Genomic DNA, 25136 nt, shown 5'->3' with positions numbered 1-25136 from the left:
GCTAGGATCATTAAAAGGGGCCGGGTTAACATTACAAAAAGTTAACCCGGCCTTTTTCATTATCCTTTCTTGATCAGTTTTGAAACCAACGGATTAATTTTGGAAAGGCCTGGTTTGATTTTGCCATAGGCATTCATCAGGATCTCCACATTATCCATCAGCTGTCCATAATCGATATTATTTGCAAGGTTCTTCCAATCCGTTTTCTCCTTTTGGGGAGCAGCTTTTTTCCCGAACATCAATTGTGTGAAGCGGTCATTCTTTTGCACCTGCTTTTTTGCTTTAAAGAGTGCCAATTATCGATCACCTCCAAGTCATAATCTGCCTCTCATACAATATATGAATAACATGCGTCGCTGAAAGGGCACTCGTCCCAGGGAAATGAAAGAAAACTTTACTTGTTGGTTCATAAGTATTGCATCAGGGTGCAGGAATATAATAAAATTAGTACCAGGTAATAATAATTGATAATAAATTTGAAAATAAAAAGGGGTTGTCAATATGAATGCAGGCATAGTAGGGATCGGCCGATTTTTGCCAGAAAAGATAGTGACTAATTTCGACCTGGAAAAAATCGTCGACACTTCAGATGATTGGATCCGTACAAGAACGGGAATCGAGCAACGGAGAATAGCCGAAGATGATATCGACACATCGGATATGGCATATGAAGCTTCCCTTAAGGCCCTTGAAGATTCCGGGCTTGCAGCTGAAGAAATCGATTTGATCTTAGTGGCCACAGTCACTCCGGATCAGCCTTTCCCGTCTGTTTCATGCATGCTCCAGGAAAAGCTCGGCGCAAAGAAGGCTGCTGCGATGGATATTAGTGCGGCCTGTGCAGGCTTCATGTATGCAATGGTAACCGCAGGGCAATTTATCCAGTCAGGTGTCTATAAGCATGTACTCATTGTAGGCGTTGAAAAACTGTCAAAAATAACGAATTGGGATGACCGTAATACAGCCGTGCTTTTTGGTGATGGGGCCGGTGCTGCGGTAATCGGGCCTGTGCCTGACGGCCGCGGGATCCTTTCTTTTGAATTAGGTTCTGACGGGTCAGGTGCACAGCATTTATACCAGGACGAACACATCATCATGAACGGCCGTGAAGTATTCAAGTTCGCAGTTCGCCAAATGGGGGAATCTTGTGTGAACGTCCTCGAGAAGGCAGGACTTTCAAAAGAAGAAGTCGACCTGCTTGTTCCGCATCAGGCAAATATCCGTATCATGGAGGCAGCAAGGGAAAGACTTAACCTGCCTGAAGAAAAGATGTCAAAAACCGTTCATAAATACGGAAATACTTCTGCTTCGTCCATCCCGATTGCCATCGTGGAGGAAATGGAGGCTGGACGAATTAAAGATGGGGACCTGTTGGTGATGGTAGGTTTTGGCGGAGGACTCACATGGGGAGCGATTGCTCTGCGCTGGGGAAAATAAAGTATACGCACTGCCTCCTGGCTTTCAATTAGAACAAGAAAAAGTTATGTTTATAAAGAGACATACCACCTGAAAATTTAGATTTAGTGATTAGTAAATCCTCTAATGTTTCGAAATTGAAGTCTGTTTTTGGTACCTAAATGGTTGATTTACGTTTGAAAGGAGCTATGGTTTTTATGAATAAACGCCGAGTAGTTGTAACAGGAATAGGAGCGGTAAGCCCGCTTGGCAATGACGCCGAAACAACTTGGACCAATATTCTTGCCGGCAAGTCGGGGATTGGGCCAATGACCCGCTTGAACAGAGACGAGTACCCTGCAAAAGTGGCTGCAGAGGTAAAGGATTTTAACATTGAAGAATATGTGGAAAAGAAGGATGCCAGAAAAATGGACCGCTTTACACATTATGCAATCGCGGCTTCCATGATGGCAGTCAAGGATGCAAAGCTTGAGATCACAGAGGAAATCGCCCCGCGGGTAGGCGTGTGGATCGGTTCAGGCATCGGCGGGATGGAAACATTCGAAAACCAGTATGAAACGTTTTTAAATAGAGGCTATAAGAGAGTCAGCCCTTTCTTTGTCCCCATGATGATTCCGGATATGGCTGCCGGCCAGGTATCCATTTTGCTTGGGGCAAGAGGAGTGAATTCCTGTACCGTGACCGCATGTGCAACAGGAACAAATTCCATCGGGGATGCCTTCAAGGTCATCCAGCGGGGTGATGCGGATGTTATGGTTACAGGCGGTAGCGAAGCGCCAATCACGAAAATGTCCGTCGCAGGGTTCTGTGCCAATACAGCCTTGTCGACAAACCCTGATCCCAAAACAGCGAGCCGGCCATTCGACCTGAACAGAGATGGCTTTGTAATTGGCGAAGGAGCTGGTATCATCGTACTGGAAGACCTGGACCATGCCGAAAAACGTGGAGCCAATATTTATGCGGAAATCGTCGGTTACGGCTCTACTGGGGACGCCTATCATATTACAGCCCCCGCACCTGGCGGGGAGGGCGGCGCACGTGCCATGAAGATGGCAATGGGCGATGCCGGCTTGGAACCGGAAGACATTCAATATATCAATGCGCACGGCACCAGCACGCCTTATAATGATAAATACGAAACCATGGCAGTCAAGGAAGTGTTTGGGGACCATGCATATAAGCTGGCAATCAGTTCCACAAAATCTATGACAGGCCATCTCTTAGGGGCTGCAGGAGGGGTTGAAGCCATCTTCACAATACAGGCAATACGGGACGGCATCATGCCTCCAACAATAAATGTGGAAACACCTGACCCGGAATGCGATTTGGATTATATAGCGAACGAAGCCAGGAAGGCCGATATAAAAGCAGCCATGAGCAACTCGCTGGGTTTCGGCGGACACAACGCGACGATCGTTTTCAAGAAATATGAATAAGCAAAAGGGTGCACCCGTCATGACGGGTGCACCCTTTTACTTTAACGAATTATTTACGTTTCCCGGCAGTCCGGGATTTAAACTGATTCATCAATTTTTCCCTGGAATCCTTGTTTTTCAGCAAATAGGCTGCACCTACCGCCAGTCCGCCCATAAGTAATTTTCTCATGTGATGACCTCCTTAAAAAGTTTATAGGGAACAATTCCCGTCCCAGAAAAAAATAAACGGAAAACGATAAGGAATTGTTTACCAGCCAATAGCATTGCGGCATACAATAACGTAACTCACAGGAGGGGAGGTGTTTGGGCTGGCGGTAATCGATACAAAGGAGTGGCTGGAAAACGACTTTACCGACCCGGTGAAAATAGCGTCCAAATGCAGTGAATCCCTTTCAGAAGAAAACAGTGAGCAGTTTTATCGCTATTTGAAAAAGCATGGGATGTATTCACCTTCTTCAAGGTCCAAAAAGGATTTTCATTACTTACTGGAGAGGGATATATGGGGAAAGACCGAGCATTTTTTTAACAAATATAAAGATTTATGGGACGGATTTGATGTTCCGATTTACATTTTTCCTTTAAGGAATCAAGGGGTGCTGGGAAGGGCAAAGGAAACGAAATCCGGGCTCGCTTTTAAGGACAGGATGTTTCTTTTTGTCAGCCCCGGGATTATCGAGGAGGAGCTGGAGGCTGTATTTGTGCATGAATATCATCATGTCTGCCGCTTAAACCGTTTGAAGAAGCAGTCCTCACAAAGCACACTGCTCGATTCAATTATTATGGAAGGCCTTGCTGAGCATGCAGTGTCAAAGCATGTTGGAAAGGAGCATGTTGCAGGCTGGACCAGGTTATATTCGGAACAGCAACTTGTTTCATTTTATGAGAAGTATTTGAAGGATCGGCTTGGCATAAAACGTTCCGATGAGCTGCATGATGCACTTCTTCTAGGAAAAAGCCCCTATCCTTCCATGCTTGGGTATTGCACGGGATATTACCTTGTGAGCAATTACGGGCTAATCCCTATAAAAAAATCGTTTACGATTCCTTCACGTATATTTGTAAAGCGGCTGGGCGATCGGCAATAAGCCTTATCGAAGACACCGATAAGGCTTATCCATCCTCTTTTTTTATGCCATATAAGGGCCAAAACAGGAATAATTTATCTGCACTCTGCCTATAATGATGGACAAATAGATTCATGTAAGCGAGGGGTTAATCATGTTATATCTTCACGATGTGTGGGTGAATTGGTTTGAAGGGGAAGAAAACGGATACAATATCTGCCATTTCCATGAATGGAGAAAAGATGACGGCATTGAACTTTTGGACCAGGTGCCGCTACTGAAAATTTCTACCCCGCTGTTTAAGTACATAGAAAACGATTTATCGGAACTGCCTCAAGCCTTGCTTAATGACGTTTATCAAAAGGCATACTCAAGGAAGAACCATGAAAGGGTGCAAATGGATTACTGCTTTGTAGTGACGGATGGTTCCGGAATTCTGGCTGTCGATACCATAGGGTACCATATCCCCATCAGGAAAAGCAGGCTGATTCCTCGCCAGGAACAAATTGTGTATGACATGGTCGAAAATCACGATGAGATGGATTACACCTTTACTGAAGAGGAAAAAACCGGGAAGGAGCATCACATTTTATCTCCTGCCCCTTCTTTCATGAAAGGTCTCACGCGCAGGGAACGCCAGCTTAAGCAGCTGTTGTTCATGGCGCTTGACCAGCTTTTCACTGCTGAAAACACAGCTGAGATCCGATACTGGTACACCGAATGGGCTCCGGAAAAATATGAATATATCCAGTCCCTGAATTTTGAGGATGCATGGCAGGAATTATATGAAGAAACCCAAGTTGGGTGGTCGGATAAGCATTTGCACCTATGCGAAAACCTTGTCAAAGGGCAGCCGTTTTTCGAAAAGCTTTGGGAAATGGAAGTAGGGGACAGTCCGTCCATGCTGTAAGTGCAGGGGAAAACTCAGTTTCGCTGATGTAGGATTCCAAATCGCTTGGTAATCATTTTTCAGGGTGGTTTTCGCTTAAATCAATCGTTCCCATCTGCTTGAATTAAGATAATAAAAAAATGGGTTCCGCTCTGGAACCCATTTTCAATGAATTTTTATTTTACCTTTTTCTCCCGAGGCCCATGCCATTATACATTTTTCGGAGCATTTTATTCGCCACTGCATTTGCTTTTTCAGCTCCACGGTCCAAAATGTCATCAAGCTCCTTTGATTCCAGGAGTTCAAAATACCTCTCCTGGATGGGCTTGATTTCCTCAAGGACAACCTCCGCCAATCCAGCCTTAAAATCCCCATAGCCTTTTCCTTCATACATTTCTTCAATTTCCTGCACACTTTTTTTGCTGAAAATCGAATAGATGGAAAGGAGATTGGAAACCCCTGGCTTATTTTCCTTATCAAACTTCACGATTCCTTCAGAGTCCGTCACGGCGCTCTTGATTTTCTTTTCAATCTGTTTCTGATCATCAAGCACAGAGATGGTCGCCTTCTTGTTCGGGTCTGATTTGCTCATTTTTTTTCCCGGCTCTTGAAGGGACATGATTCTTGCCCCAACCTTTGGAACACGGATTTCAGGTATGGTAAAAATATCGCTGTATTTTTTGTTGAAGCGTTCCGCCAGGTCCCTTGTTATTTCAAGATGCTGTTTTTGGTCCTCGCCGACAGGTACAATATCTGTATTATACAGAAGAATGTCAGCAGCCATTAATGGCGGATATGTAAGCAGCCCCGCAGATACTCCGTCTTTTCCCGCAGATTTATCCTTGAACTGCGTCATTCTTTCCAGTTCCCCGATATAGGAGATACACTGCAGGATCCAACCTGCCTGTGCATGTGCGGGGACTTCGGATTGTATGAAGATGGTATTCTTCTCGGGATCAAGGCCAATCGCCACATAGAGGGCTGCCAGGCTCCTGATGTTCTTCCTCAACTCGAGGCGGTCCTGCGGCACGGTGATTGCATGCTGGTCGACTATGCAGAAAAAGCAATCGTATTCATGCTGCAGGTCGATAAATTGTTTCATAGCCCCGATATAATTTCCCAAGGTTACGGAACCGGTAGGCTGTATGCCTGAAAAAATTCTTTTCACGAACAAAGTCACTCCTCTTAACACATCATTTATATTATTGTAAGGATAAATCCTGCGGGATTCCACTGTTTTAGCAAAAATAAAGCCGCAGCCAATAGCCTAGCCATATTTTCCTTTTATTATAAGTAATAAAAAATCAAAGCAACGAGCATAAAGGACAGCAGCAAGATTCCGCTTGCGAGCATCGCATTATATCTGAAGCTTACAAGCTCGGAAAGGGGAGTGATTTTCTCCTTGCCGCTGTTGTCGCCACGTGTCATAACGGTTCGAAAACCAAAGAAAATTCTATCGAAAAATCCTGTTTGAATAACCATTGAGAACAATGATAGACACAATAGGGTTCCTGAAATATAAAAGGATATATTAATGAAATGCAGCAGACTGATCTCCCTGTATAATAGGAAGGAAAGCAGGAAAATGAGAATGAGCGCAACACCGGTCCATTTTAAGATTTTCTTCACATCATCTACCTCGCTCCCATAATGATTATAGAAGTAGTATATCAAAATATTACATAAAGAGATAATCTATCCACCAATAAATTATTCGAGTATAACTTTATTTGAAAAATAATAACAGTAATGATAAAAACTTCCATCTATGCATTCTTATTAATAGGTACTGAAATTCTTGAAATTCCTAGTTAATTTATCCCTTTAAAGTGATAAAATCCTAAAGTTATCGCAATTTTATTAAAAAACAACAATTTTAATCTTTTCTTCCAATTTTAGATATATCTTTCAGTAAATTTTTTTTGAAAAAATGAATGCATAATTTCTAGTATAATTGTATAATAGTCTTTGTAATCAATTTTCTGAAAAATAGGGAGGTCACTAAATGAAAAAGTCGAAATTTTCATTGCTTTTAGTCCTTACTCTTGCGCTAAGCATGTTTTTGACAGCATGTTTCGGCGGCGGCGACAAAGGCGCCAGCGGGGACGGGGACAAAAAAGGCGGAGATAAAGCAGCAGCATCCAAAGAGTTAAGGGTGCTTGAATCCGCCGAGGTTCACGGGATGGATAGCGTTATGGCGCAGGATTCCCTAAGTTTTACAATGTTAAACAACGTTAATGAAGGCTTATACCGCCTGAACGATAAACAAGAGCCAATCCCGGGTGTTGCGGATGGCATGCCTACAATCAGTGATGATAAGAAAACATATACTGTCAAACTGAAGCAGGATTTAAAATGGTCAAATGGAGATCCGGTTACTGCCCATGACTTCGTTTTTGCATGGCAGAGAGCGCTTCTTCCTGAAACAAAGTCTCCTTACGGCCCTTATATGATGATTGGCAAAATTGCTAATGCAGATAAGGTTTATAAGAAGAAAGTAAAACCTGAGGAACTAGGAATCAAAGCGAAAGATGATTATACTTTAGAGATTACGCTAGTAAAACCTCTTGATTATTTCACATCTCTATTAACATTCCAAACTTTCTATCCGCAAAACAAAAAATTCGTTGAAGAAAAAGGTAAGGACTTCGCTAAGAATTCTGATAACCTAGTATTTAACGGGCCATACAAATTGACGGATTGGAACGGTCCTACAGATAGTGAGTGGGGCATGGAACTTAATGAAAGCTATTGGAATAACAAAGAAACTACGATTGAAAAGCTAAAGTTCAATGTATCAAAAGACCCGCAGGCATCAGCTAACGCGTTCTCTGCCGGTGAAGCTGACATTTCACCAAGAATCGGAGACTCTGGTGTTCTTTCCCAATACGAGGGTACAGAAGACATGCTTAGTTTCTTGGAGCCGTCACTTTGGTGGCTGAAAATGAACCAAAAAGAAAATAAGGCTCTTCAAAATGAAAATATCCGCCGTGCGATTGCGCTTACAGTGGATAAAAAGTCATTGGTTGATGATGTCTTAAAAGATGGTTCGATTGTTGCTGACTTTATTGTACCTAAAGAATTTGCTAAGGATGAAAACGGAGAAGATTTCCGTACCGATGAAAACAATTTCTTGAAGACGAATAAAGAAGAAGCGAAAAAACTATGGGAAACTGGATTGAAAGAAGTTGGAATTAAAGAGCTTGAATTAGTCATGGTCGATCAGGACACTGAAACGGCTAAAAAGACAGCTTCATTCATTAAAGACCAATTAGAAACAAATTTGTCTGGTCTTACTCTTAACGTACAAAGTGTTCCATATCCTGTCCGTTTGGATCGTGAAGATAACCAAGATTACGATATCCTAATGGGCGGATGGGGTCCTGACTATCAAGACCCAATGACATATATGGATCTATGGGTAACTGATGGCGGACAAAACAAAATGAGTTATTCAAATCCGAAATTTGATGCTTTAATTAAGAAAGCAGATGTGGATCTTGCTACAAAGCCAGCTGAAAGATGGAAAACTCTACAGGAAGCAGAAAAGGTTCTTCTAGAGGAAGATGCTGCAGTGGCACCACTGTACCAGCGTACAGCGAATTTCCTTGTTAACCAGAAGATTGATAACCTGGTTCACCACGATCTTGGTGGAGAATTCAGCTACTTCTGGGCTAAGATTGAAGAGTAAGATCACTGTTATTAATTGGATAGAGCAGTTTAGAAGTTATAAGAAAAGAGAGTATATACTTATATACTCTCTTTTTACCTGTAGAGGAATTGTTGGAATAAGTAGAATTTTGTATTAATTAGGAGGTGTTCCTTCGTGTTAAGATACTTGGTCCAGCGAGTTATTTATATGCTGATTACCCTCTTCGTTGTTGTTTCAGCGACATTTTTTCTTATGAAGATTGTCCCGGGTACTCCATTTAACTCTGAAAAACTGACGGATGAGCAAGTTGAAATCATGAATAGGGAATATGGACTTGATCAGCCTGTTCCAGTCCAATATCTGAACTATATGGCAAAAACAATTCAAGGGGATTTGGGTTATTCGTTCCAATTTAATAATACTCCTGTCACGGAACTTCTCAGTGAGCGCGTAGGTCCTTCTGCATTTTTGGGATTCCAGGCAATGCTAGTAGGGACGATTATAGGAATTTTTCTTGGAGTGGTTGCAGCACTTAAACAGAATACATGGGTAGATTACACTTCAACGTTTGTTGCAGTCGTGGGTAAATCCATCCCGTCATTTATTTTTGCAGGGCTCATGCAATATTACATTGCAGTAAAACTGGGCTGGTTCCCAGTCATGTTCTGGGAAGGTTATGAATATAGTATTCTTCCAACCATTGCCTTATCCATGTTTCCAATATCGATTGCCGCACGTTTTATGAGAACGGAAATGATCGATGTATTAAATTCGGATTATATTACGTTAGCGAAAGCTAAGGGTGCAAGTTATTTACAGATTTCAGTTAAACATGCGCTAAGAAATGCCCTCATTCCTGTTGTAACCGTTCTTGGTCCTTTAGCAGTAGGTTTGATGACAGGCTCTCTGGTGGTTGAACAAATATACTCTGTGCCAGGGATTGGGGAGCAGTTTGTTTCATCAATTTTGACGAATGACTATCCAGTGATCATGGGAACAACGATATTATTTGCAGCGTTGTTTGTTTTTGTCACTTTACTCGTGGATATCTTGTATGGAATCATCGATCCACGTATACGTCTTGCGGGAGGGAAATGATATGGCAGACAAAGACATGAAACTAACTAGAGACATGTTTGAGCCCGTAAGTGTGAATACAACCAAAAGTGAAAAAATCGAGAAACCAAGCTTGAATTTTTGGCAGGATTCATGGCTCCGTGTCCGTAAGAATAAGGCAGCCATCGTAAGTATGGTGATTTTAGTCTTAATTGTGTTGATGGCTTTTATCGGACCTTTGATGTCCCCCTATGAATATGATAAGCAAAACGCTTCACATTCCAATTTGCCGCCACGTGTGCAAGGGTTGGAAGATATAAGCTGGCTTCCTTTTGACGGGACACTCGAAAAAAAGGACGGTACAATTGTACACCCTTATGAGGACCGAAATATCGAAAACTATTATTGGTTTGGAACCGATAGCCTTGGAAGAGATTTATTTGCACGTATTTGGCAAGGGACTCAAATATCTCTCTTAATCGCTGTTGTTGCAGCTTTATTGGATATGTTGATTGGTGTCACCTTTGGCGCCGTGTCGGGATACTTCGGCGGGCGGATTGACAATCTTATGCAAAGAATCATTGAAGTGCTTATGGGGATTCCTAACCTGATTATTGTTGTCTTGATGATTTTAGTTTTACCTCCGGGCATCATACCAATTATTATTGCTTTATCGATTACCGGATGGGTGGGAATGGCCCGCGTTGTGCGTGCCCAGGTATTGAAACTCAAAGAACAGGAATTTGTGCTTGCTGCCAGAACTTTAGGAGAATCCACTCCTAAAATTCTTTTTAAACATATTATTCCCAATATGTTTGGTGTCATTATTATAAACACGATGTTTTCCATTCCAAATGCGATCTTTTTTGAAGCCTTTTTAAGCTTCATCGGACTCGGCTTGCCGGAAAAAGAGGCTTCACTTGGTACATTGGTTGAGGCCGGATTCAGATCGATGCTGGCTTTCCCATATCAAATGATCATTCCGGCAATTATGATTTCATTAACAATGGTTGTATTTAATATGATTGCAGACGGGCTGCGTGATGCATTAGACCCTAAAATGCGTGATTAAAGGCAGGTGTAAGAATAGTGGAGAAAATTTTAGAAGTTAAAGATTTGGAGATTTCCTTCCATACATTTGGCGGAGAAGTTCAAGCGATCAGGGGAGTCAGTTTTGATTTGATAAAGGGTGAGACCCTTGCGATAGTTGGTGAATCTGGTTCCGGCAAGTCCGTGACAACCAAATCCATCATGCGCTTGCTTCCAGAAAGCAATTCCGAGATCAAGGGCGGCCAGATTCTTTTCGATGGCAAAGATCTTGCAAAGCTAAAAGATAAACAAATGCAGGGAATCCGCGGCAAAGATATATCCATGATTTTTCAGGATCCGATGACATCTTTGAACCCAACCATTAAGATTGGTAAACAAATTATGGAGCCAATCATCAAGCACCAAAACGTTGGCAAAGCGACTGCAAAGGAAAGGGCACTGGAATTGCTTCGATTGGTGGGAATTCCAAACCCTGAGCAACGGTTCCAGCAGTATCCCCATCAGTTTTCAGGCGGGATGAGGCAAAGGGTAGTAATCGCTATCGCTTTGGCTTGCAATCCTAAAGTATTGATTGCTGATGAACCAACGACAGCTCTTGATGTGACAATACAAGCACAGATTTTAGAATTGATGAAGGATTTGCAAAAGAAAATAGACACATCCATCATCTTTATTACACATGATCTCGGCGTTGTGGCCAATGTTGCAGACCGTGTAGCTGTTATGTATGGCGGCAAGATTGTGGAAGTTGGAACAGTGGATGAAGTGTTTTACAATCCAAAGCATCCATATACTTGGGGGTTGATAAGCTCCATGCCTAGCCTGGATGCTAAGGATGAAGCACTGTACGCGATTCCTGGTACTCCTCCAGACTTGCTAAACCCTCCGAAAGGCGATGCTTTCGCGCCGCGGAATGCTTATGCAATGAAAATTGATTTAGAGGAACAGCCTCCAATGTTCAAGGTTTCGGATACTCATTATGCAGCAACCTGGCTACTGCACCCGGATGCTCCAAAGGTGGAGCCTCCAGAGGCTGTTAAGAGACGGATGAAGAAGTTCCTTTCAGAGCAGGAGGGGAAATAATGGAACAGCGTGAGAAATTATTGGAAATCAAGAATTTAAAGCAATACTTTAACGTAGGCAAACCAAACATGGTAAAGGCCGTTGATGATGTAACTTTTGATATTTATAAAGGCGAAACACTTGGTCTTGTCGGTGAGTCAGGCTGCGGTAAATCAACGACAGGCCGTACGATCATCCGCCTCTATAATGCCACTGACGGGGAAGTTATCTTTAACGGAGCCAATGTCCATGGAAAAAAGTCCAAAAAAGAATTAAAGGATTTCAACCGGAACATGCAAATGATTTTCCAGGATCCGTCCGCTTCTTTAAACGCGCGGATGAAAGTGTCCGATATTATTGCTGAAGGCATTGATATCCATGGGCTTGCAAAAACAAAACAGGAACGTATGGACATGGTTTATGACCTGTTGGAAACAGTAGGCTTGAACCGGGAGCACGCAAACCGCTACCCTCATGAATTTTCCGGAGGACAGCGCCAGCGTATTGGGATCGCCCGCGCGCTTGCTGTGCAGCCGCAATTCATCATTGCTGATGAACCGATATCTGCCCTTGATGTTTCCATTCAGGCACAGGTCGTCAACTTAATGAAAAAGCTGCAAAAGGAAAAGGGATTAACATATTTGTTCATTGCCCATGATTTGTCCATGGTAAAGTATATAAGCGACCGAATCGGCGTCATGTATTTTGGGAAGCTTGTGGAACTTGCATCTAGTGATGAGCTTTACGAAAATCCAATCCATCCATATACCCAATCTCTGTTATCAGCCATCCCTCTTCCCGATCCAGAGAGCGAGAGAACGAGAAAACGGAAAGTGTATAACCCTAACATTCATGATTATGCAGAGGGTGAGGATGTAAAGATGCGTGAAGTGACTCCCGGGCATTTTGTCTATTGCTCAGAAGCGGAGTTAAAGCAATACCAGGCAATCCATGCCAAATAAAAAAAACGACCTTCAAACCGGAGGTCGTTTTTTTTTCTAGTAGGAATAAATATGTGTGTAGGTGGTAAAGGTATCTGACTATCTTTTTTTCTCAGAATCGTACGAAAAGCGCATTTCACTTTCTTTCAGTTACATTATACTAGTATTTGAGATTAGAGACCCAGAGAGGAGCTGCAATATGAATGTCTTAAAACGGCTGGCGATCAGCGGAATCCTTTTTGTCGGAGCTGCAGCCGCACAGGGAATTCCCGTTCACGCAGACGATGCAGTTGCATCGTCAAGCCATCAGAAAAACCAAATTTCACTTTCCTCCAAAAATATACCAACAGGCATGGCCAGGTTTATTTATGATTCAGGCCTGACGTTTAAATATCCGGATGCAGTCAGAGGCATATACGTAACGGGGCATTCGGCAGGGGGCAGCAACTTTAACCAGCTGGTCAATTTCATTGACAACACCGAATTGAATGCAATGGTCATTGATATCAAGGACGACTGGGGCAATGTCACCTATCGGCCTGAAAACCCGAAATCCCCTTATGCAGAAATTGGAAAAAACTACATAAAGAAACCCGCCCGAATACTTAAACAGCTGGAAAAGAAACAAATCTATCCAATTGCAAGGGTTGTTGTATTCAAGGATTCCATTTTGTCGAAAAAAAACCCGGGTCTCTCTTATATGGAGGGCAAAGAAGTCTGGAAAAATGGAAGAGGAGAATCATTTGTTAATCCATTCATGAAGGAAGTATGGGACTATAATGTAGGAATCGCCATTGAAGCAGCCAAAATGGGATTCCAGGAAATTCAATTTGACTATGTCCGCTTTCCTGAAGGGTTTGAAAAAAGGGACAGTACACTGAAATATGGAATGGGCGAATATAAGGACATTAAAATGGACAATACGCAAAAACGGGTCCAGGCTGTAACTGATTTTGTAGCTTATGCCCGTGAGAAACTGCAGCCATACGGAGTAAAAGTATCCGTTGATATTTTCGGCTATTCTGCCACATTGCCGGAAGCACCCGGAATTGGGCAAAATTTTTCGAAAATCTCAGAAAATGTTGATGTCATATCGTCCATGATCTATCCAAGCCACTGGACCTCCTATTTTGGGATTGCTAAACCGGATCTTGAACCTTACAAATTGGTTGATGAGTATGCAAAGCTTGAAAAGCGAAAACTGAAAGCATTAAAGACGCCCCCTGTTTCAAGGCCATGGCTCCAGGATTTCACTGCTTCATACCTGGGCGCGGGGAATTATAAAAAATATGGAAAAGCGGAAGTGGATGCCCAAATAAAGGCACTGAAGGACAATGGAATTGACGAATACCTGCTCTGGAATGCGGCAAACCGTTACACGACAGATGTAGAATATACCCCATAAGTTTTTGCGTGCAGGTTAATGGATTATGTAAGTATATAGATGTATGAGTCTTTTGCTTTCCGATAAAAGAAAAAGGATGCCTGTTAGAGGGTTCAGTTCGAAAGCGCCTGACCTCTTTTTGGTATCCTTTTATCGTTGTTTTTAAGCTAATGCAATACATGTTGTTATTTTTTCTCTTTACCGCCTACGCTTTTCCAGCCCGATTGGATCTCTGCGGAATGATCGGCAATGGCTGAATGCCGTTTGCCGCCGAATACTTTCTCGCCAATGCCGTTGGTCAAAACACCATTGATGGCAGTTATGCCGATTATAAGAAGAGCTACGATTATAAAATCAAAAAAATAAGCAGCCATCACAATCCTCCTGATATAGGTGCAGCTCTTGAAGCCGCAGCCCTTGGATTACTTCTAAATGTTATTTTATTTGATAAATTGCCTTTTTAAAAGAAAAAAAAGCTCCCATTCATAAAATATTTAAAAAGCACTAGAATAATTATATAAGTTAAACCAAAGAATTATCCATTATTACATAATTTTTGTTTTTACACGCCTTTCAGCTGTAGCAACAATCAGTAAACTGAATAGTATTTAAATGTTGGTTTAACATGAATGAGCCAAACAACAGTTATAAATTTAATAAATTCAGTCTTAACATTTGACATTATTGATTGAAATATGTTTAGGAAGCGAACCTCCGGGTATATGTTATAAGGTATGAAAGATGTTTTTTCATTATCACTGAAAGCTACAAAAAGTCCTTGTAATTGAGAATGAAAGCTGTCTTTTTATGGCGAGACTTTAGAATCGAATACCCGGCCGGCAGTGATAAATGAAGGATTTATAAGCTTTGGATAAGAATTTTATTGTGTTTTTAACATTTTTGAAAAAGGGTATTCAATTTACTAGTTTTAGTGTATAATAATTAATAGAAATTACTTATTTAAAGTAATTTCAAATTAGGGTGAAATAAGTAGCAACAAAATAAAATGATTTCCCAGCATAGATCACCGATTCTATTTTCAGGGAGTGTGAGTGAATGATGGTTACATTATATACTTCACCAAGCTGTACATCATGCCGCAAAGCAAAGGCTTGGCTCGAAGAACATGAGATAGCCTATTCGGAAAGGAATATCTTTTCTGAGAACCTGTCTATCGAAGAAATTAAAGAAATACTTCGAATGACTGAAGATGGTACAGACGAGATTATTTCCACAAGATCGAAAACTTTTCAAAAGTTAAACGTGAACTTGGAGGCTTTGCCCCTTCAAGAATTGTATAAATTGATTAAAGATAATCCCGGCATGTTAAGACGGCCGATTATCCTTGACGAAAAAAGGCTTCAGGTAGGATACAACGAAGATGAAATCCGCCGTTTCCTGCCACGCAAGGTGCGTACATTCCAGCTGCGTGAAGCACAAAAGATGGTGAACTAAAAAGAATAACGGAAGCGCCCCACCTGAGGATTGCCGGCAAAACATTTTGACGTGAGACTGGCACTGGCCGAACAAGAGTGCCGCGTCCGCATGTCTTAGTCAGTTCAAGTACAGACTTGTAAAACGAACTCAGGATACTTTCTTATGATGTAAGAAACCCTGCTATATTCCATAGCAGGGCTGTTTTGACATTCTAAAGTATTATTTTTTATATCATGTTTTTGAAGAGTCTCGAAAGTTCACGGATTCTTCATTTTTTTTGCGGTCCGGAAACTATATAGCCTTCCTGGCTCAATGGGAACAGTCCCTGATCCCACGTTAATGGGGCTTGCCAACAGGAAAATTTTCTAATAAAATTAGTGAAACCTTAGGCAAACAATTGTTTTTCATTTTGGACATGTTTTTTATTTCCCTTATGAACTGATTTGTCATAAAATAAAAGAAAAATAGAATATTTTTTACCATTGAGGCTGTGATTACAAATCAGGCTTTAAGGGTAATGATATTAGAAAGGGCGATGTCGCCCGGGGGTAATTATCCCTTCAAAATGTGAACAGAAGGGAGAGGGACTATCGTGGAAATTGAAAGGATCAATGAAGATACCGTTAAGTTTTACATTTCTTATATAGATATTGAGGAACGGGGCTTTGACCGGGAAGAAATCTGGTATAGCCGTGAACGCAGTGAGGAGCTTTTCTGGGAAATGATGGATGAAGTGCACCAGGAAGAAGAATTCATGATTGAAGGTCCTTTATGGATTCAGGTACAGGCACTTGAAAAAGGGCTGGAAGTTCTTGTTACCCGGGCACAGCTAAGCAAAGACGGCCAAAGGCTGGAATTGCCAATTTCAGAAGACAAGCTGAAGGATTTGCCGGTGGACGAAAAGATTGAATCACTGCTTGATCAGCATTTCCAGGGAAAGCACCAAGATGAACATATTCTTCAGTTTGAGGATGGCATCTTGGAGTTCATTACACAGTTTGAGGATTTCGATGACTTAATTGCATTGAGTAACCGCCAAGGCTTGGATGAACTTGTTACAAAGCTGTTTGCATACCAAAATAAATATTACCTGTATATTGAGTTTTCCGAGGATGAGACCGACGAAGATGAAATCGATAATATATTGAGTGTTCTTCTTGAATACAGTGAGGAATCGCCAATTACCGTCCATATGCTCGAAGAATATGGAAAAGTAGTAATGGAAAGCGATGTTTTTGATACGGTAAATAAATATTTCGCATAATTTCAAGCCGATTTCATTCAAGGAATCGGCTTTTTTATCATGGTATCAGTCATAGTAAAAACTCCTAAGGTCCCGGGAGGATTGCGTAAAATTAATTTGGGGTATCTAAGTAAAAAGTGAAGATGTTGGCAGGGCAGGTGGTCTTTGTGAAAAATACGATTCGAATTGCTTTTTTGATCGCGGTTATGTGGGGTTTATGGTATTTGTTCAGGGATAATTTCAAAGGCGGCATCCTTGGTTATTTCAGTGTATTGCTTTCGCTGTCGGTTATCATTATTGGAATCATTATATTTCTTGAAAACAGGCACCCGACCCAGACGCTTACGTGGTTGGTTGTGTTTGGCGCTTTCCCGTTAGTGGGTTTTATCTTTTATTTCTTGTTCGGGCGGAATTTCCGCAAAGAAAGAATGTTCCGAAAAAAATATTTTCTTGATAAGGAAGCGTTTTTAAAGGTAAATGGCGAGCCCGATATCAGCAATGAAAGAATCATGGAGATGGGAGAGCATCAGCAGAAGCTTTTTAAGCTTGCCCAGCGGATCGGCAACAGTCCTATTTCCTTTGGAACGGAAACACAAGTGTTAACAAATGGGCAGGAGACTTTTTCACATATAATTGAAGAACTTAAGAAGGCCAATCACCATATCCATCTGGAATATTATATCGTGCGACATGATAACATAGGGATGGAAATAAAGGATGTTTTAATCCAAAAAGCAAAACAGGGGGTGAAAATTCGGTTTTTGTACGATGCAGTCGGGTCCTGGCAGCTTTCAAGGGATTATATACAGGACTTAAAGAACGCAGGTGTCGAAATGGTTGCGTTTGGGCCAGTCCGTTTACCGTTCTTGAATAATAAATTTAACTTTCGTAACCATCGGAAAATAATTGTCGTTGACGGACAGACGGCCTTCATGGGCGGATTGAATATAGGGGATGAGTATCTCGGCCGCAGTGAATATTTCGGTTTTTGGCGGGATACCCATCTGATGTTGAAGGGAGAGGCTGTGCGTTCTTTGCAGCTGATATTTTTGCAGGATTGGTATTACAGTACAGACCACAGCTTCCTGACGGATGAATATCTTTCGCCCATGCCGATTGTCCATAAACATGGAGGAGTGCAAATGATTGCGGGAGGCCCCGATAATGAATATACGGTGATCAAGAGCATATTCTTTTCGATGATTGCATCGGCAAAGGAATCTGTCTGGATTGCTTCACCCTATTTCATTCCTGATGATGATATTTTCCAGGCCTTGAAAATAGCCGCCTTAAGCGGCCTTGACGTTAGGCTCCTTGTCCCGAAAAACCCGGACAAGCGAATCGTTTTCCATGCCTCCCGCTCCTATTTTCCGGAAATGCTTGAAGCAGGTGTCCGGATTTTTGAATATAAACAAGGCTTCATGCATAGCAAAATAGTGATTGTGGACAATGAACTGGCGTCCATTGGTACCTCGAATATGGATATGAGAAGCTTTCATTTGAATTTTGAGGTAAATGCCTTCCTTTACAAAACAAGGAGCACCCAAAAGCTGGTTAACGATTATTTACACGATATCCTCGAATCACGGGAGCTTCATATCGAGACATTTTCAAAGCGCAACCTTGGCTTGAAAATCATCGAATCAACATGCAGATTATTGTCGCCTCTTTTGTAAGTGGCAAAAAAAGATTGAAACCGACTTAGGTTTCAATCTTTTTTGCAGGTAATAAAGTTAATGGCTTTCTTACCTGCAAAAGCAGAACTCAGGCTAAGTGCAACACGTCCTTATATCTTCTCCTGCGTGCCCCCACATGCTGTGGGCCAGTCCCGCTTAATGTTCGTTTGATACAAAGGCTTGCCAATCTGCAAGTATTTTTCTGATAGATAAAAAGGAATTCACATCGATCAGATAGAATATTACAGATAGGAAGGGGGCCGGCTATGCTCACAGCAAAAAATCATAACGGTTCATTAGTTACGCTCTTTAATATCGAGACTAAAGAAAAGATTATCGAGATGAAGAAGGAAGGCCATTACCATTGTCCATGTTGTGAAAACGAAGTAACCATCAAAGCGGGAAAGATGAAAGTTCCCCATTTTGCCCACAAACGTAACTCCTCTTGCCATGCGTTCTCAGAACCTGAATCAGAGTATCATCTTTTAGGCAAATTGAACCTGTACCAATGGGTTTCCACTCAATACCCTGCGACGCTTGAGGCCTACATTCCAGAAATAAAACAAAGGGCTGACATTCTCGTTATGTCAGGAAATAAGAAATATGCCATTGAGTTCCAGTGTTCCAGCATTCCGGAAGAAGTGTTTATTCAGAGGACAAATTCCTATCTCAGTGCGGGAATTTTTCCAGTCTGGATTCTTGGTGAAAAGAATATTAACAAATTGGGGCAAAATGAATTTTCCCTGCGTCATTTCGATTGGCTCTTTTTATCAGGCAGCCAAGAATCTCCTTCGATTGTTGCATATTGTCCGCTCAAACACCGTCTTGCAAAACTTCACAAAATCATCCCGTTTTCTCCACGAACAGCCTTCGCCCTTCATAGCCATTTTCCGCTATCCGGTTTATCATTTAATGATTTATTCGAAATGCAATCAGGCGTTTTTCCCTTTCTTTCCAGGTGGAGGGAAAAGAGGAGGGCCTGGTCGTTCCACAATGGAAAATCCGCCAACTGGAAGGATCCGTTTTACCGTAATTTGTATATAAATCAATTAACGCCTGCGACTCTCCCTCCAGAAATTGGCATACCTGTCCCAGGCATACATATGGTAGAGACAGCGGCTATCCGATGGCAATCTTATATTTTCACCGATACTATATACAGAAAGGAAGAAGGCCGGCCCGTTTTGATGAATGAATTTATCCAGGCCTATAGAAATAGAATAGACATGGGCCATATTCGGTTAAGGGTGCTGCCGCTCATTTCTGAAAAAGACTGCTTATTCCCGCTGTTTGGCTATGTGTCATTCTTGCTGAGCACTGGGTATATAGAAGAGCGGGAAAAAGGATACTTTAAAGTAAGGAAGAAAGTTGAGATTCCACGGACGGTAGCACAAGCGGTGGAATTGGAGAAAAATTTTTATTATGTGCATCAAAACCTGCTTCAATGGGGTAAGTAAAGTAAAATATAGGGGAAGTATCAGGGGCAGCGAAAATAAGCAGGATTTCATCCGGGCGGGGAGAAATAATAAAATATAAGTTGAGCTATAGAAGGAAGATTGTTAAAAAGATTCGTTGATTTTTGGCTCATTTGAGTTTTACTAAAAAGCATGTAAAACCGGGGTTTACATGAGTGAGCCAAAAATATGCGTTTAACGGCTTTAAAATGATAAATTCAACTTGTATAGAAAATTCTTGGGAGGAATAATCATGACACAGGATACAGGCGTTCAAAAGCTGCCTGCAAGAGAAGAAATATCGGCTGAAGATACATGGAGGCTGGAAGATATTTTTGCGACGGAGGAGGACTGGGAAAGCGAATGGAAGGGGATTAAAGAGGATCTTGCCAAAGCAGATTCCTTTAGGGGATCCCTAGGGGAAAGCGCAGATAAACTATTTGCTGCCCTTCAGTTCCAGGATGACGTTTTTGAAAGGCTGGGAAGGGTTTATACATATTCGCACATGCGTTATGACCAGGACACCACGAATTCCTTCTATCAAGGGATGGACGACCGTGCCAAAAATCTTTATTCACAGGCAGCAAGCAGCTTTTCTTTTATTGTTCCAGAGCTTTTGGAGATTGAAGAAAGCAAGGTAAAGCAATTCTTGGAGGAAAAAGAGGAACTTAAACTCTATGAACATTCCCTGGAGGAAATCAACAAACAACGGCCCCATGTACTTACTGCGGAACAGGAAGCATTGCTGGCAGAAGCATCGGAAGTGCTGGAGGCATCAAGCAATACTTTTGGTATGTTAAATAATGCCGACCTTGTATTTCCGGCAATTAAGGACGAGGAAGGCAATGAGATTGAAATTACCCATGGCCGTTACATTCGTTTTCTGGAAAGTGAAGACCGCCGGGTTCGCAAAGATGCCTTTAATGCGGTGTACGCTACTTATGGACAATTTAAGAACACTTTTTCCAGCACACTTTCCGGTATTGTGAAGAATCACAATTTCAATGCAAGAGTCCGCAAATACGATTCTGCACGTCATGCCGCTCTTAGCAGCAATAATATCCCCGAGAGCGTGTATGATAACCTAGTGAATACAGTCAATGAAAACCTGAATCTGCTTCACAGGTATGTAGACCTTCGAAAGAAAGTGCTTGGGCTTGAAGAACTTCATATGTACGATCTTTATACACCTTTGGTGAAGGAAGTAAAAATGGAGATTCCTTATGAAGAGGCGAAAGAATTGATCTTAAAAGGCCTTGCTCCGCTTGGCGAGGATTATCTGAACGTGTTAAAGGAGGGCTTTGAAAATCGCTGGGTCGATGTGCATGAGAACAAGGGCAAGCGCAGCGGTGCTTATTCTTCCGGCGCCTATGGTACGAACCCGTATATTTTAATGAACTGGCAGGATAATGTTAACAATCTGTTCACTCTTGCGCATGAATTTGGCCATTCGGTACACAGCTACTATACAAGGCAAACACAGCCTTATCCTTATGGGAACTATTCCATTTTTGTGGCAGAGGTGGCTTCCACTTGCAATGAGAATTTGTTAAACGATTATCTGTTAAAAACGATTGATGATGAAAAGAAGCGTATTTACTTGTTGAACCACTATTTGGAAGGATTTAGGGGCACTCTTTTCCGCCAGACTATGTTTGCGGAGTTTGAGCATCTAATCCATGCAAAAGCTCAAAATGGGGAAGCATTGACGGCTGAAATGCTGACAAATGAGTATTATGAGTTAAACAAAAAATACTTTGGGACGGATATTGTCATTGATGAAGAAATAGGTCTGGAATGGTCACGGATCCCACATTTCTATTACAACTATTATGTGTATCAATACGCGACAGGGATATCCGCTGCCACAGCGTTAAGCAAACAAATCCTTGAAGAAGGGCAGCCTGCGGTGGACCGGTATATCGACTTCTTAAAATCCGGAAGCTCCGATTACCCTATTGAGGTACTCAAAAAAGCTGGCGTCGATATGACAGAGGCGGAACCAATCAGGGCGGCGCTCAAGGTATTTGAAGAAAAACTGTCCGAGCTCGAAGGGTTATTAGCGTAATTTAATGGTTTTGATTTGAAGGGCTAAAGCCGGTATTGCTGTATCCGGTATCCGGTGTTCGGAATTTTGATAACCGGTTGGATTATGTTATACGTCATCAATGATGTGGTAACAACAATCAATAAGGTGCTGAAGTCCTAGCTGCAGGGCTTGTCCGGCGCCAATGCACTGCTGCTCGGAATCATTATTGTCGTATGATGGCCGTAGATATGGACGGGCCGATACATAAGCTGCGTTATATCCTGGCTATTTTCATAGGTGCAGCAGTAACAGCAGTGCTGCTTGTTATTTGGAAAAAGAAAGCCGTTTTAATGTATGTCCAAAGATTTCGATCGAGTGGTTCCTAAAACACTCAGCGATTTTGGCTGAGTAATAGGGATGGTTAAACTCATTTGGACAAAATCAAGGTAAATGTCCTTCATGGAGGATACAGAACAAAAACTGAAAATCATGCAGGGAAATGGGCTGTCTGCAAAGTCCTTAACGAGTAAAACTCAACCAAATTAAAAACCCAAGAATCCGTAATTTATCAGGATTCTTGGGTTTCAGTTTTATCATGATTTCGGCTGAAGTGCCACTTTCCTGACTCCTGTGGTCAGACTGAGCTTCTGCACAAAGCAAACACCACTAAATGATTAAAATCCCTTAAAACGGTGTCGCTCATTTATGTTGTACACGATGATAAAAAGCGTAATAAATAATATTGGTGAACTAATATAAATAGGAACGACTTTCATCAATCCCATTAGCTGCAGAAAAAACACGGCCGCAAGCAGCACCAACCAAAAAGAAATGAATGTGGCCACCTCCATTTTGGGCTCAGACCCATTTTAGGTATTTATATTCGGAAACGACAGTCTTTATGCCGATAATATGACAATATTGTGAAATAACATACAAACTCTTGAAAAAGGCTGAGGTCTTTTGCTATATTACAATAGTGAAGTTGTTCACAAGCAAACATATACCCCTTTTTGTTTGACCGTGAAAAAATTTCTCCCATCCCCTTTGTTCGTATGAATAGAAAAGCCTTGCATATCGTCGATTTGCAGGGCTTTTCGCTTTGTTCCATCATAAGAAAAACCTCCCCGTGCAAGGGAGGTCATTTACCTGTATACTTCCAAAAGGTCCCGTATTTAGCAGACATTCTCTGTACAACTTGCTGTAATGCAAGCTTTTTCATTTCCCGTTCAACGTCATTTTTGTTCATATTATAAACTACTTCAATTTCTTTTGTTGCCACGAACTTGAATGATTGCATAAAGGTTTCGAGAGGTGGGGGGCTTTCAGGTTCTGGAAGTCCTTTTAACATATCATCGAGTATGTGTACATATACGTCGTAAGGATAAAATCCCGAGACTTTAATGCCTTCTTCTTCGATGTTTTGGTTAAAGAACACAAGGGTGGGTATCTCGTTTACGTCCATCTCCGAAGTGATCTTCAAATCACACTGAAAACCTCTGGCAGCACTTTCGGAAGTGATGTCTTTAGTAAATTCCTCGACATCAAGGCCTACTTCACGGGCACATTGGGTCAAAATCTGTAAATCGGAAATATCCTGTTTTTCAAGGAACAAGAATTCCTGAAGCTTTCTTAAAAAGCAGATTGCCTGCTTCCGGCCCTGCAGCTCGGCCGCTTTTATCGCAATAGATGCACCGTATGGGGATGAAATGGGATTTTCGAGCCACAGGCTCCCGTCGCAGGACATTCCCGAACGCCCGGCTGTCCGCTCCCAGACTTGTGCCATGCTTTCGTAATTCTTCCTATTCCCTCGATTGAGAGAAGATAATTTGCCGCTTAACACATGCCTTAAACTGAATAATTGGCCGTATTCGATTTGCAGTTTCTTTAAGATTGGTTCAAGACCCCAGCATTCAGGGCATAATGGGTCTACAAACATATAGATTTCAATCGGCTTCTTGCCTGGACCGTAGAAGCCTTGCGACCCAATCCAATCCGTTACATTGAAAACCGGTTTTTGAGAACTCAAATGCCTTCTCCTTTCCCGTCTTTTTCAGGTGTGTTAATCATATGTTGCGCAGTCAGATTAAGACGATGATAGAAAAATTCCCTAAATTCTCCTTCCAATTCAATTTCATCCATAGCCTCCCTCATGCATGCAAGCCAGGCCTCAGCGCGGCTCGGTGTGACTTCAAAGGGAATATGTCGCGCCCTAAGCATTGGGTGCCCATGTTCATTTGTATATAGGGAAGGACCGCCAAGATACTGTGTCATAAATTGCTTTTGTTTTCTTGCAGTCTCCGTTAAATCGTTAGGGAAAATCGGTTGCAGTTCGGGGTGTTTGCCCACTTTAGAGTAAAAGGAATCAATTAGCCTATGCAGCTGCCCTTCTCCAATTACTTCGTATGGTGTAGGGTTACCTTCTGTCATGCTGATTACTCCTTTTAAAATGTAATGTATGCTTATTTTATCAATCGGCATGTAATATCTCAAATTTTCCGCTTGTAACGATTCAGGGACTAATCATGCAAGTCTCTCTTAGTAATGTTATTGAAACCGCTTTCAAAAAATGCGGAAAAAGCTGTCTCTTTCGAAATCATGGAGCATTATTCCCGTTTAATAGGGATAGCCTAATGATTTACTCAAAGGGACAGTATCATTTCAGATTAACCGTTATACGTACCCATGATTTTCTGGACATAGTTCTGGGTTTCTTTAAACGGCGGGATTCCGCCATGCTTGTCTACATTTCCCGGTCCTGCATTATATGCTGCAAGGGCCAGTCTTATATCACCGTCATAGCGGTCCAGCATTTGCCGGAGATATTTGCTGCCTCCCATGACATTTTCAAACGGATCGAAAATATTTTTTACCCCAAGTCCACTCGCAGTAGAAGGCATGAGCTGCATCAGGCCCGTGGCACCTGCGTGGCTGGTTGCACCCGGGTTGAAATTGGATTCATGCTTGATTACCGATTTTATCAGTTTAGCCGGCAAGTTATAAAGGCCAGCTGCCTTTTCAATGATCTGTTCTATGTCAGAAGGAACATCATCTTTAGCTGGCAAGGGTGCAGGAGACATGGAATCTGCCAGCTTGATCGGCAAAACGTCCGTAATGCTTTCTCCCAGCTTACTGTCCAGCACTTTTTCGAGGACGTTTTTGTTGGTTAGAATATCGACAAGGCCCCCTAGTTTTTGTGAGACAGCATTATCCTCCCCCAGCCCGATTGCTGTATCCAGCATTTCCTGAAAAAGGTTGCCTGACTCTTCCTGGACAGGGCTTTGTGAACCGGTAAATCCACGAAGGGCCTGAAGTTCCATTAACGATTTAACTTCCTGTATGTTCAACTT

At 42.0% G+C, this 25136-nt stretch carries 23 protein-coding genes; 16 read left to right on the top strand and 7 right to left on the bottom strand.

Annotated features, from left to right (window positions below):
* Nucleotides 1-59: 59 nt before the first annotated feature.
* Nucleotides 60-296, bottom strand: coding sequence for a hypothetical protein (locus D0466_RS09400; RefSeq protein ID WP_117322317.1), 237 nt, complete (start codon nt 294-296; stop codon nt 60-62).
* 205 nt (nt 297-501) lie between these two features.
* Between D0466_RS09400 and D0466_RS09395 the strand changes: the two genes are divergently transcribed.
* The 4 genes from D0466_RS09395 (at nt 502) to D0466_RS09380 (ending at nt 4823) form a co-directional block, all read left to right on the top strand.
* Nucleotides 502-1434: a beta-ketoacyl-ACP synthase III gene (locus tag D0466_RS09395; protein WP_117322316.1), complete on the top strand. Its 933-nt coding sequence runs from the start codon at nt 502-504 to the stop codon at nt 1432-1434.
* Nucleotides 1435-1610: 176 nt separating this feature from the next.
* Nucleotides 1611-2849 carry a beta-ketoacyl-ACP synthase II gene (gene fabF, locus D0466_RS09390; RefSeq protein ID WP_117322315.1) on the top strand — a complete coding sequence of 413 codons (1239 nt, stop codon included), beginning with the start codon at nt 1611-1613 and terminating at the stop codon, nt 2847-2849.
* 299 nt (nt 2850-3148) lie between these two features.
* On the top strand, nt 3149-3934 hold the full coding sequence (locus tag D0466_RS09385) for a DUF2268 domain-containing protein (RefSeq protein ID WP_117322314.1): 786 nt from the start codon (nt 3149-3151) through the stop codon (nt 3932-3934).
* A 133-nt stretch (nt 3935-4067) separates the two neighbouring features.
* On the top strand, nt 4068-4823 hold the full coding sequence (locus tag D0466_RS09380) for a YjbA family protein (RefSeq protein WP_117322313.1): 756 nt from the start codon (nt 4068-4070) through the stop codon (nt 4821-4823).
* Nucleotides 4824-4983: 160 nt separating this feature from the next.
* Here D0466_RS09380 and trpS read toward each other — a convergent pair whose 3' ends face one another.
* Together trpS and D0466_RS09370 are read right to left on the bottom strand one after the other, a co-directional pair.
* The gene (trpS, locus tag D0466_RS09375) at nt 4984-5970 is read right to left on the bottom strand and encodes a tryptophan--tRNA ligase (RefSeq protein WP_117322338.1); all 987 of its coding nucleotides are present in this window, start codon (nt 5968-5970) and stop codon (nt 4984-4986) included.
* Nucleotides 5971-6089: 119 nt separating this feature from the next.
* Entirely contained in the window at nt 6090-6431 is a 342-nt protein-coding gene (locus D0466_RS09370; protein WP_158555875.1) for a DUF3899 domain-containing protein, read from the bottom strand.
* A gap of 376 nt (nt 6432-6807) precedes the next feature.
* Between D0466_RS09370 and D0466_RS09365 the strand changes: the two genes are divergently transcribed.
* From D0466_RS09365 to D0466_RS09340, 6 genes are all read left to right on the top strand, one after another.
* Nucleotides 6808-8493, top strand: a complete 1686-nt coding sequence (locus D0466_RS09365) for a peptide ABC transporter substrate-binding protein (RefSeq protein WP_117322311.1) — start codon at nt 6808-6810, stop codon at nt 8491-8493.
* A 135-nt stretch (nt 8494-8628) separates the two neighbouring features.
* On the top strand, nt 8629-9552 hold the full coding sequence (gene opp3b, locus D0466_RS09360) for an oligopeptide ABC transporter permease (protein WP_117322310.1): 924 nt from the start codon (nt 8629-8631) through the stop codon (nt 9550-9552).
* A 1-nt stretch (nt 9553) separates the two neighbouring features.
* Entirely contained in the window at nt 9554-10582 is a 1029-nt protein-coding gene (gene opp3C, locus D0466_RS09355; protein WP_117322309.1) for an oligopeptide ABC transporter permease, read from the top strand.
* A gap of 17 nt (nt 10583-10599) precedes the next feature.
* Nucleotides 10600-11643 carry an ABC transporter ATP-binding protein gene (locus tag D0466_RS09350; RefSeq protein WP_117322308.1) on the top strand — a complete coding sequence of 348 codons (1044 nt, stop codon included), beginning with the start codon at nt 10600-10602 and terminating at the stop codon, nt 11641-11643.
* On the top strand, nt 11643-12584 hold the full coding sequence (locus D0466_RS09345) for an ABC transporter ATP-binding protein (RefSeq protein WP_117322307.1): 942 nt from the start codon (nt 11643-11645) through the stop codon (nt 12582-12584). Before D0466_RS09350 ends, D0466_RS09345 begins: the two co-directional genes overlap by 1 nt.
* 178 nt (nt 12585-12762) lie before the next feature.
* A complete protein-coding gene (locus tag D0466_RS09340; RefSeq protein WP_117322306.1) occupies nt 12763-13968 on the top strand; it encodes a putative glycoside hydrolase in 1206 nt (401 codons plus the stop codon).
* Nucleotides 13969-14132: 164 nt separating this feature from the next.
* Here D0466_RS09340 and D0466_RS09335 read toward each other — a convergent pair whose 3' ends face one another.
* Nucleotides 14133-14321, bottom strand: a complete 189-nt coding sequence (locus tag D0466_RS09335; RefSeq protein WP_117322305.1) for a hypothetical protein — start codon at nt 14319-14321, stop codon at nt 14133-14135.
* Between the two features lie 685 nt (nt 14322-15006).
* Here D0466_RS09335 and spxA point away from each other — a divergent pair.
* The 6 genes from spxA (at nt 15007) to D0466_RS22170 (ending at nt 22172) form a co-directional block, all read left to right on the top strand.
* The gene (gene spxA / locus D0466_RS09330; protein WP_117322337.1) at nt 15007-15402 is read left to right on the top strand and encodes a transcriptional regulator SpxA; all 396 of its coding nucleotides are present in this window, start codon (nt 15007-15009) and stop codon (nt 15400-15402) included.
* 574 nt (nt 15403-15976) lie between these two features.
* Nucleotides 15977-16648 carry an adaptor protein MecA gene (mecA, locus tag D0466_RS09325; protein WP_117322304.1) on the top strand — a complete coding sequence of 224 codons (672 nt, stop codon included), beginning with the start codon at nt 15977-15979 and terminating at the stop codon, nt 16646-16648.
* 146 nt (nt 16649-16794) lie between these two features.
* On the top strand, nt 16795-18303 hold the full coding sequence (gene cls / locus D0466_RS09320) for a cardiolipin synthase (protein ID WP_325048700.1): 1509 nt from the start codon (nt 16795-16797) through the stop codon (nt 18301-18303).
* 266 nt (nt 18304-18569) lie between these two features.
* Nucleotides 18570-19760: a competence protein CoiA gene (locus D0466_RS09315; protein WP_117322303.1), complete on the top strand. Its 1191-nt coding sequence runs from the start codon at nt 18570-18572 to the stop codon at nt 19758-19760.
* Nucleotides 19761-20010: 250 nt separating this feature from the next.
* Complete coding sequence (pepF, locus tag D0466_RS09310) at nt 20011-21825, top strand: oligoendopeptidase F (RefSeq protein WP_117322302.1); 1815 nt, start codon at nt 20011-20013, stop codon at nt 21823-21825.
* 194 nt (nt 21826-22019) lie between these two features.
* Entirely contained in the window at nt 22020-22172 is a 153-nt protein-coding gene (locus tag D0466_RS22170) for a hypothetical protein (protein WP_158555874.1), read from the top strand.
* 755 nt (nt 22173-22927) lie between these two features.
* Here the strand turns inward: D0466_RS22170 and D0466_RS09305 are convergent.
* From D0466_RS09305 to D0466_RS09295, 3 genes are all read right to left on the bottom strand, one after another.
* A complete protein-coding gene (locus tag D0466_RS09305) occupies nt 22928-23815 on the bottom strand; it encodes a ClpXP adapter SpxH family protein (protein WP_407675626.1) in 888 nt (295 codons plus the stop codon).
* Nucleotides 23812-24216, bottom strand: coding sequence for a globin domain-containing protein (locus D0466_RS09300; protein ID WP_117322301.1), 405 nt, complete (start codon nt 24214-24216; stop codon nt 23812-23814). The genes D0466_RS09305 and D0466_RS09300 overlap by 4 nt, the downstream gene beginning before the upstream one ends.
* A 236-nt stretch (nt 24217-24452) precedes the next feature.
* The gene (locus D0466_RS09295) at nt 24453-25133 is read right to left on the bottom strand and encodes a lytic transglycosylase domain-containing protein (RefSeq protein WP_117322300.1); all 681 of its coding nucleotides are present in this window, start codon (nt 25131-25133) and stop codon (nt 24453-24455) included.
* Nucleotides 25134-25136 lie beyond the last annotated feature (3 nt).

Source organism: Peribacillus glennii, assembly GCF_003429105.1.
GTDB lineage: Bacteria > Bacillota > Bacilli > Bacillales > DSM-1321 > Peribacillus > Peribacillus glennii.
The sequence above is the reverse complement of the archived record's forward strand: the minus strand, read 5'-3'. Positions and strand labels throughout refer to the sequence as shown.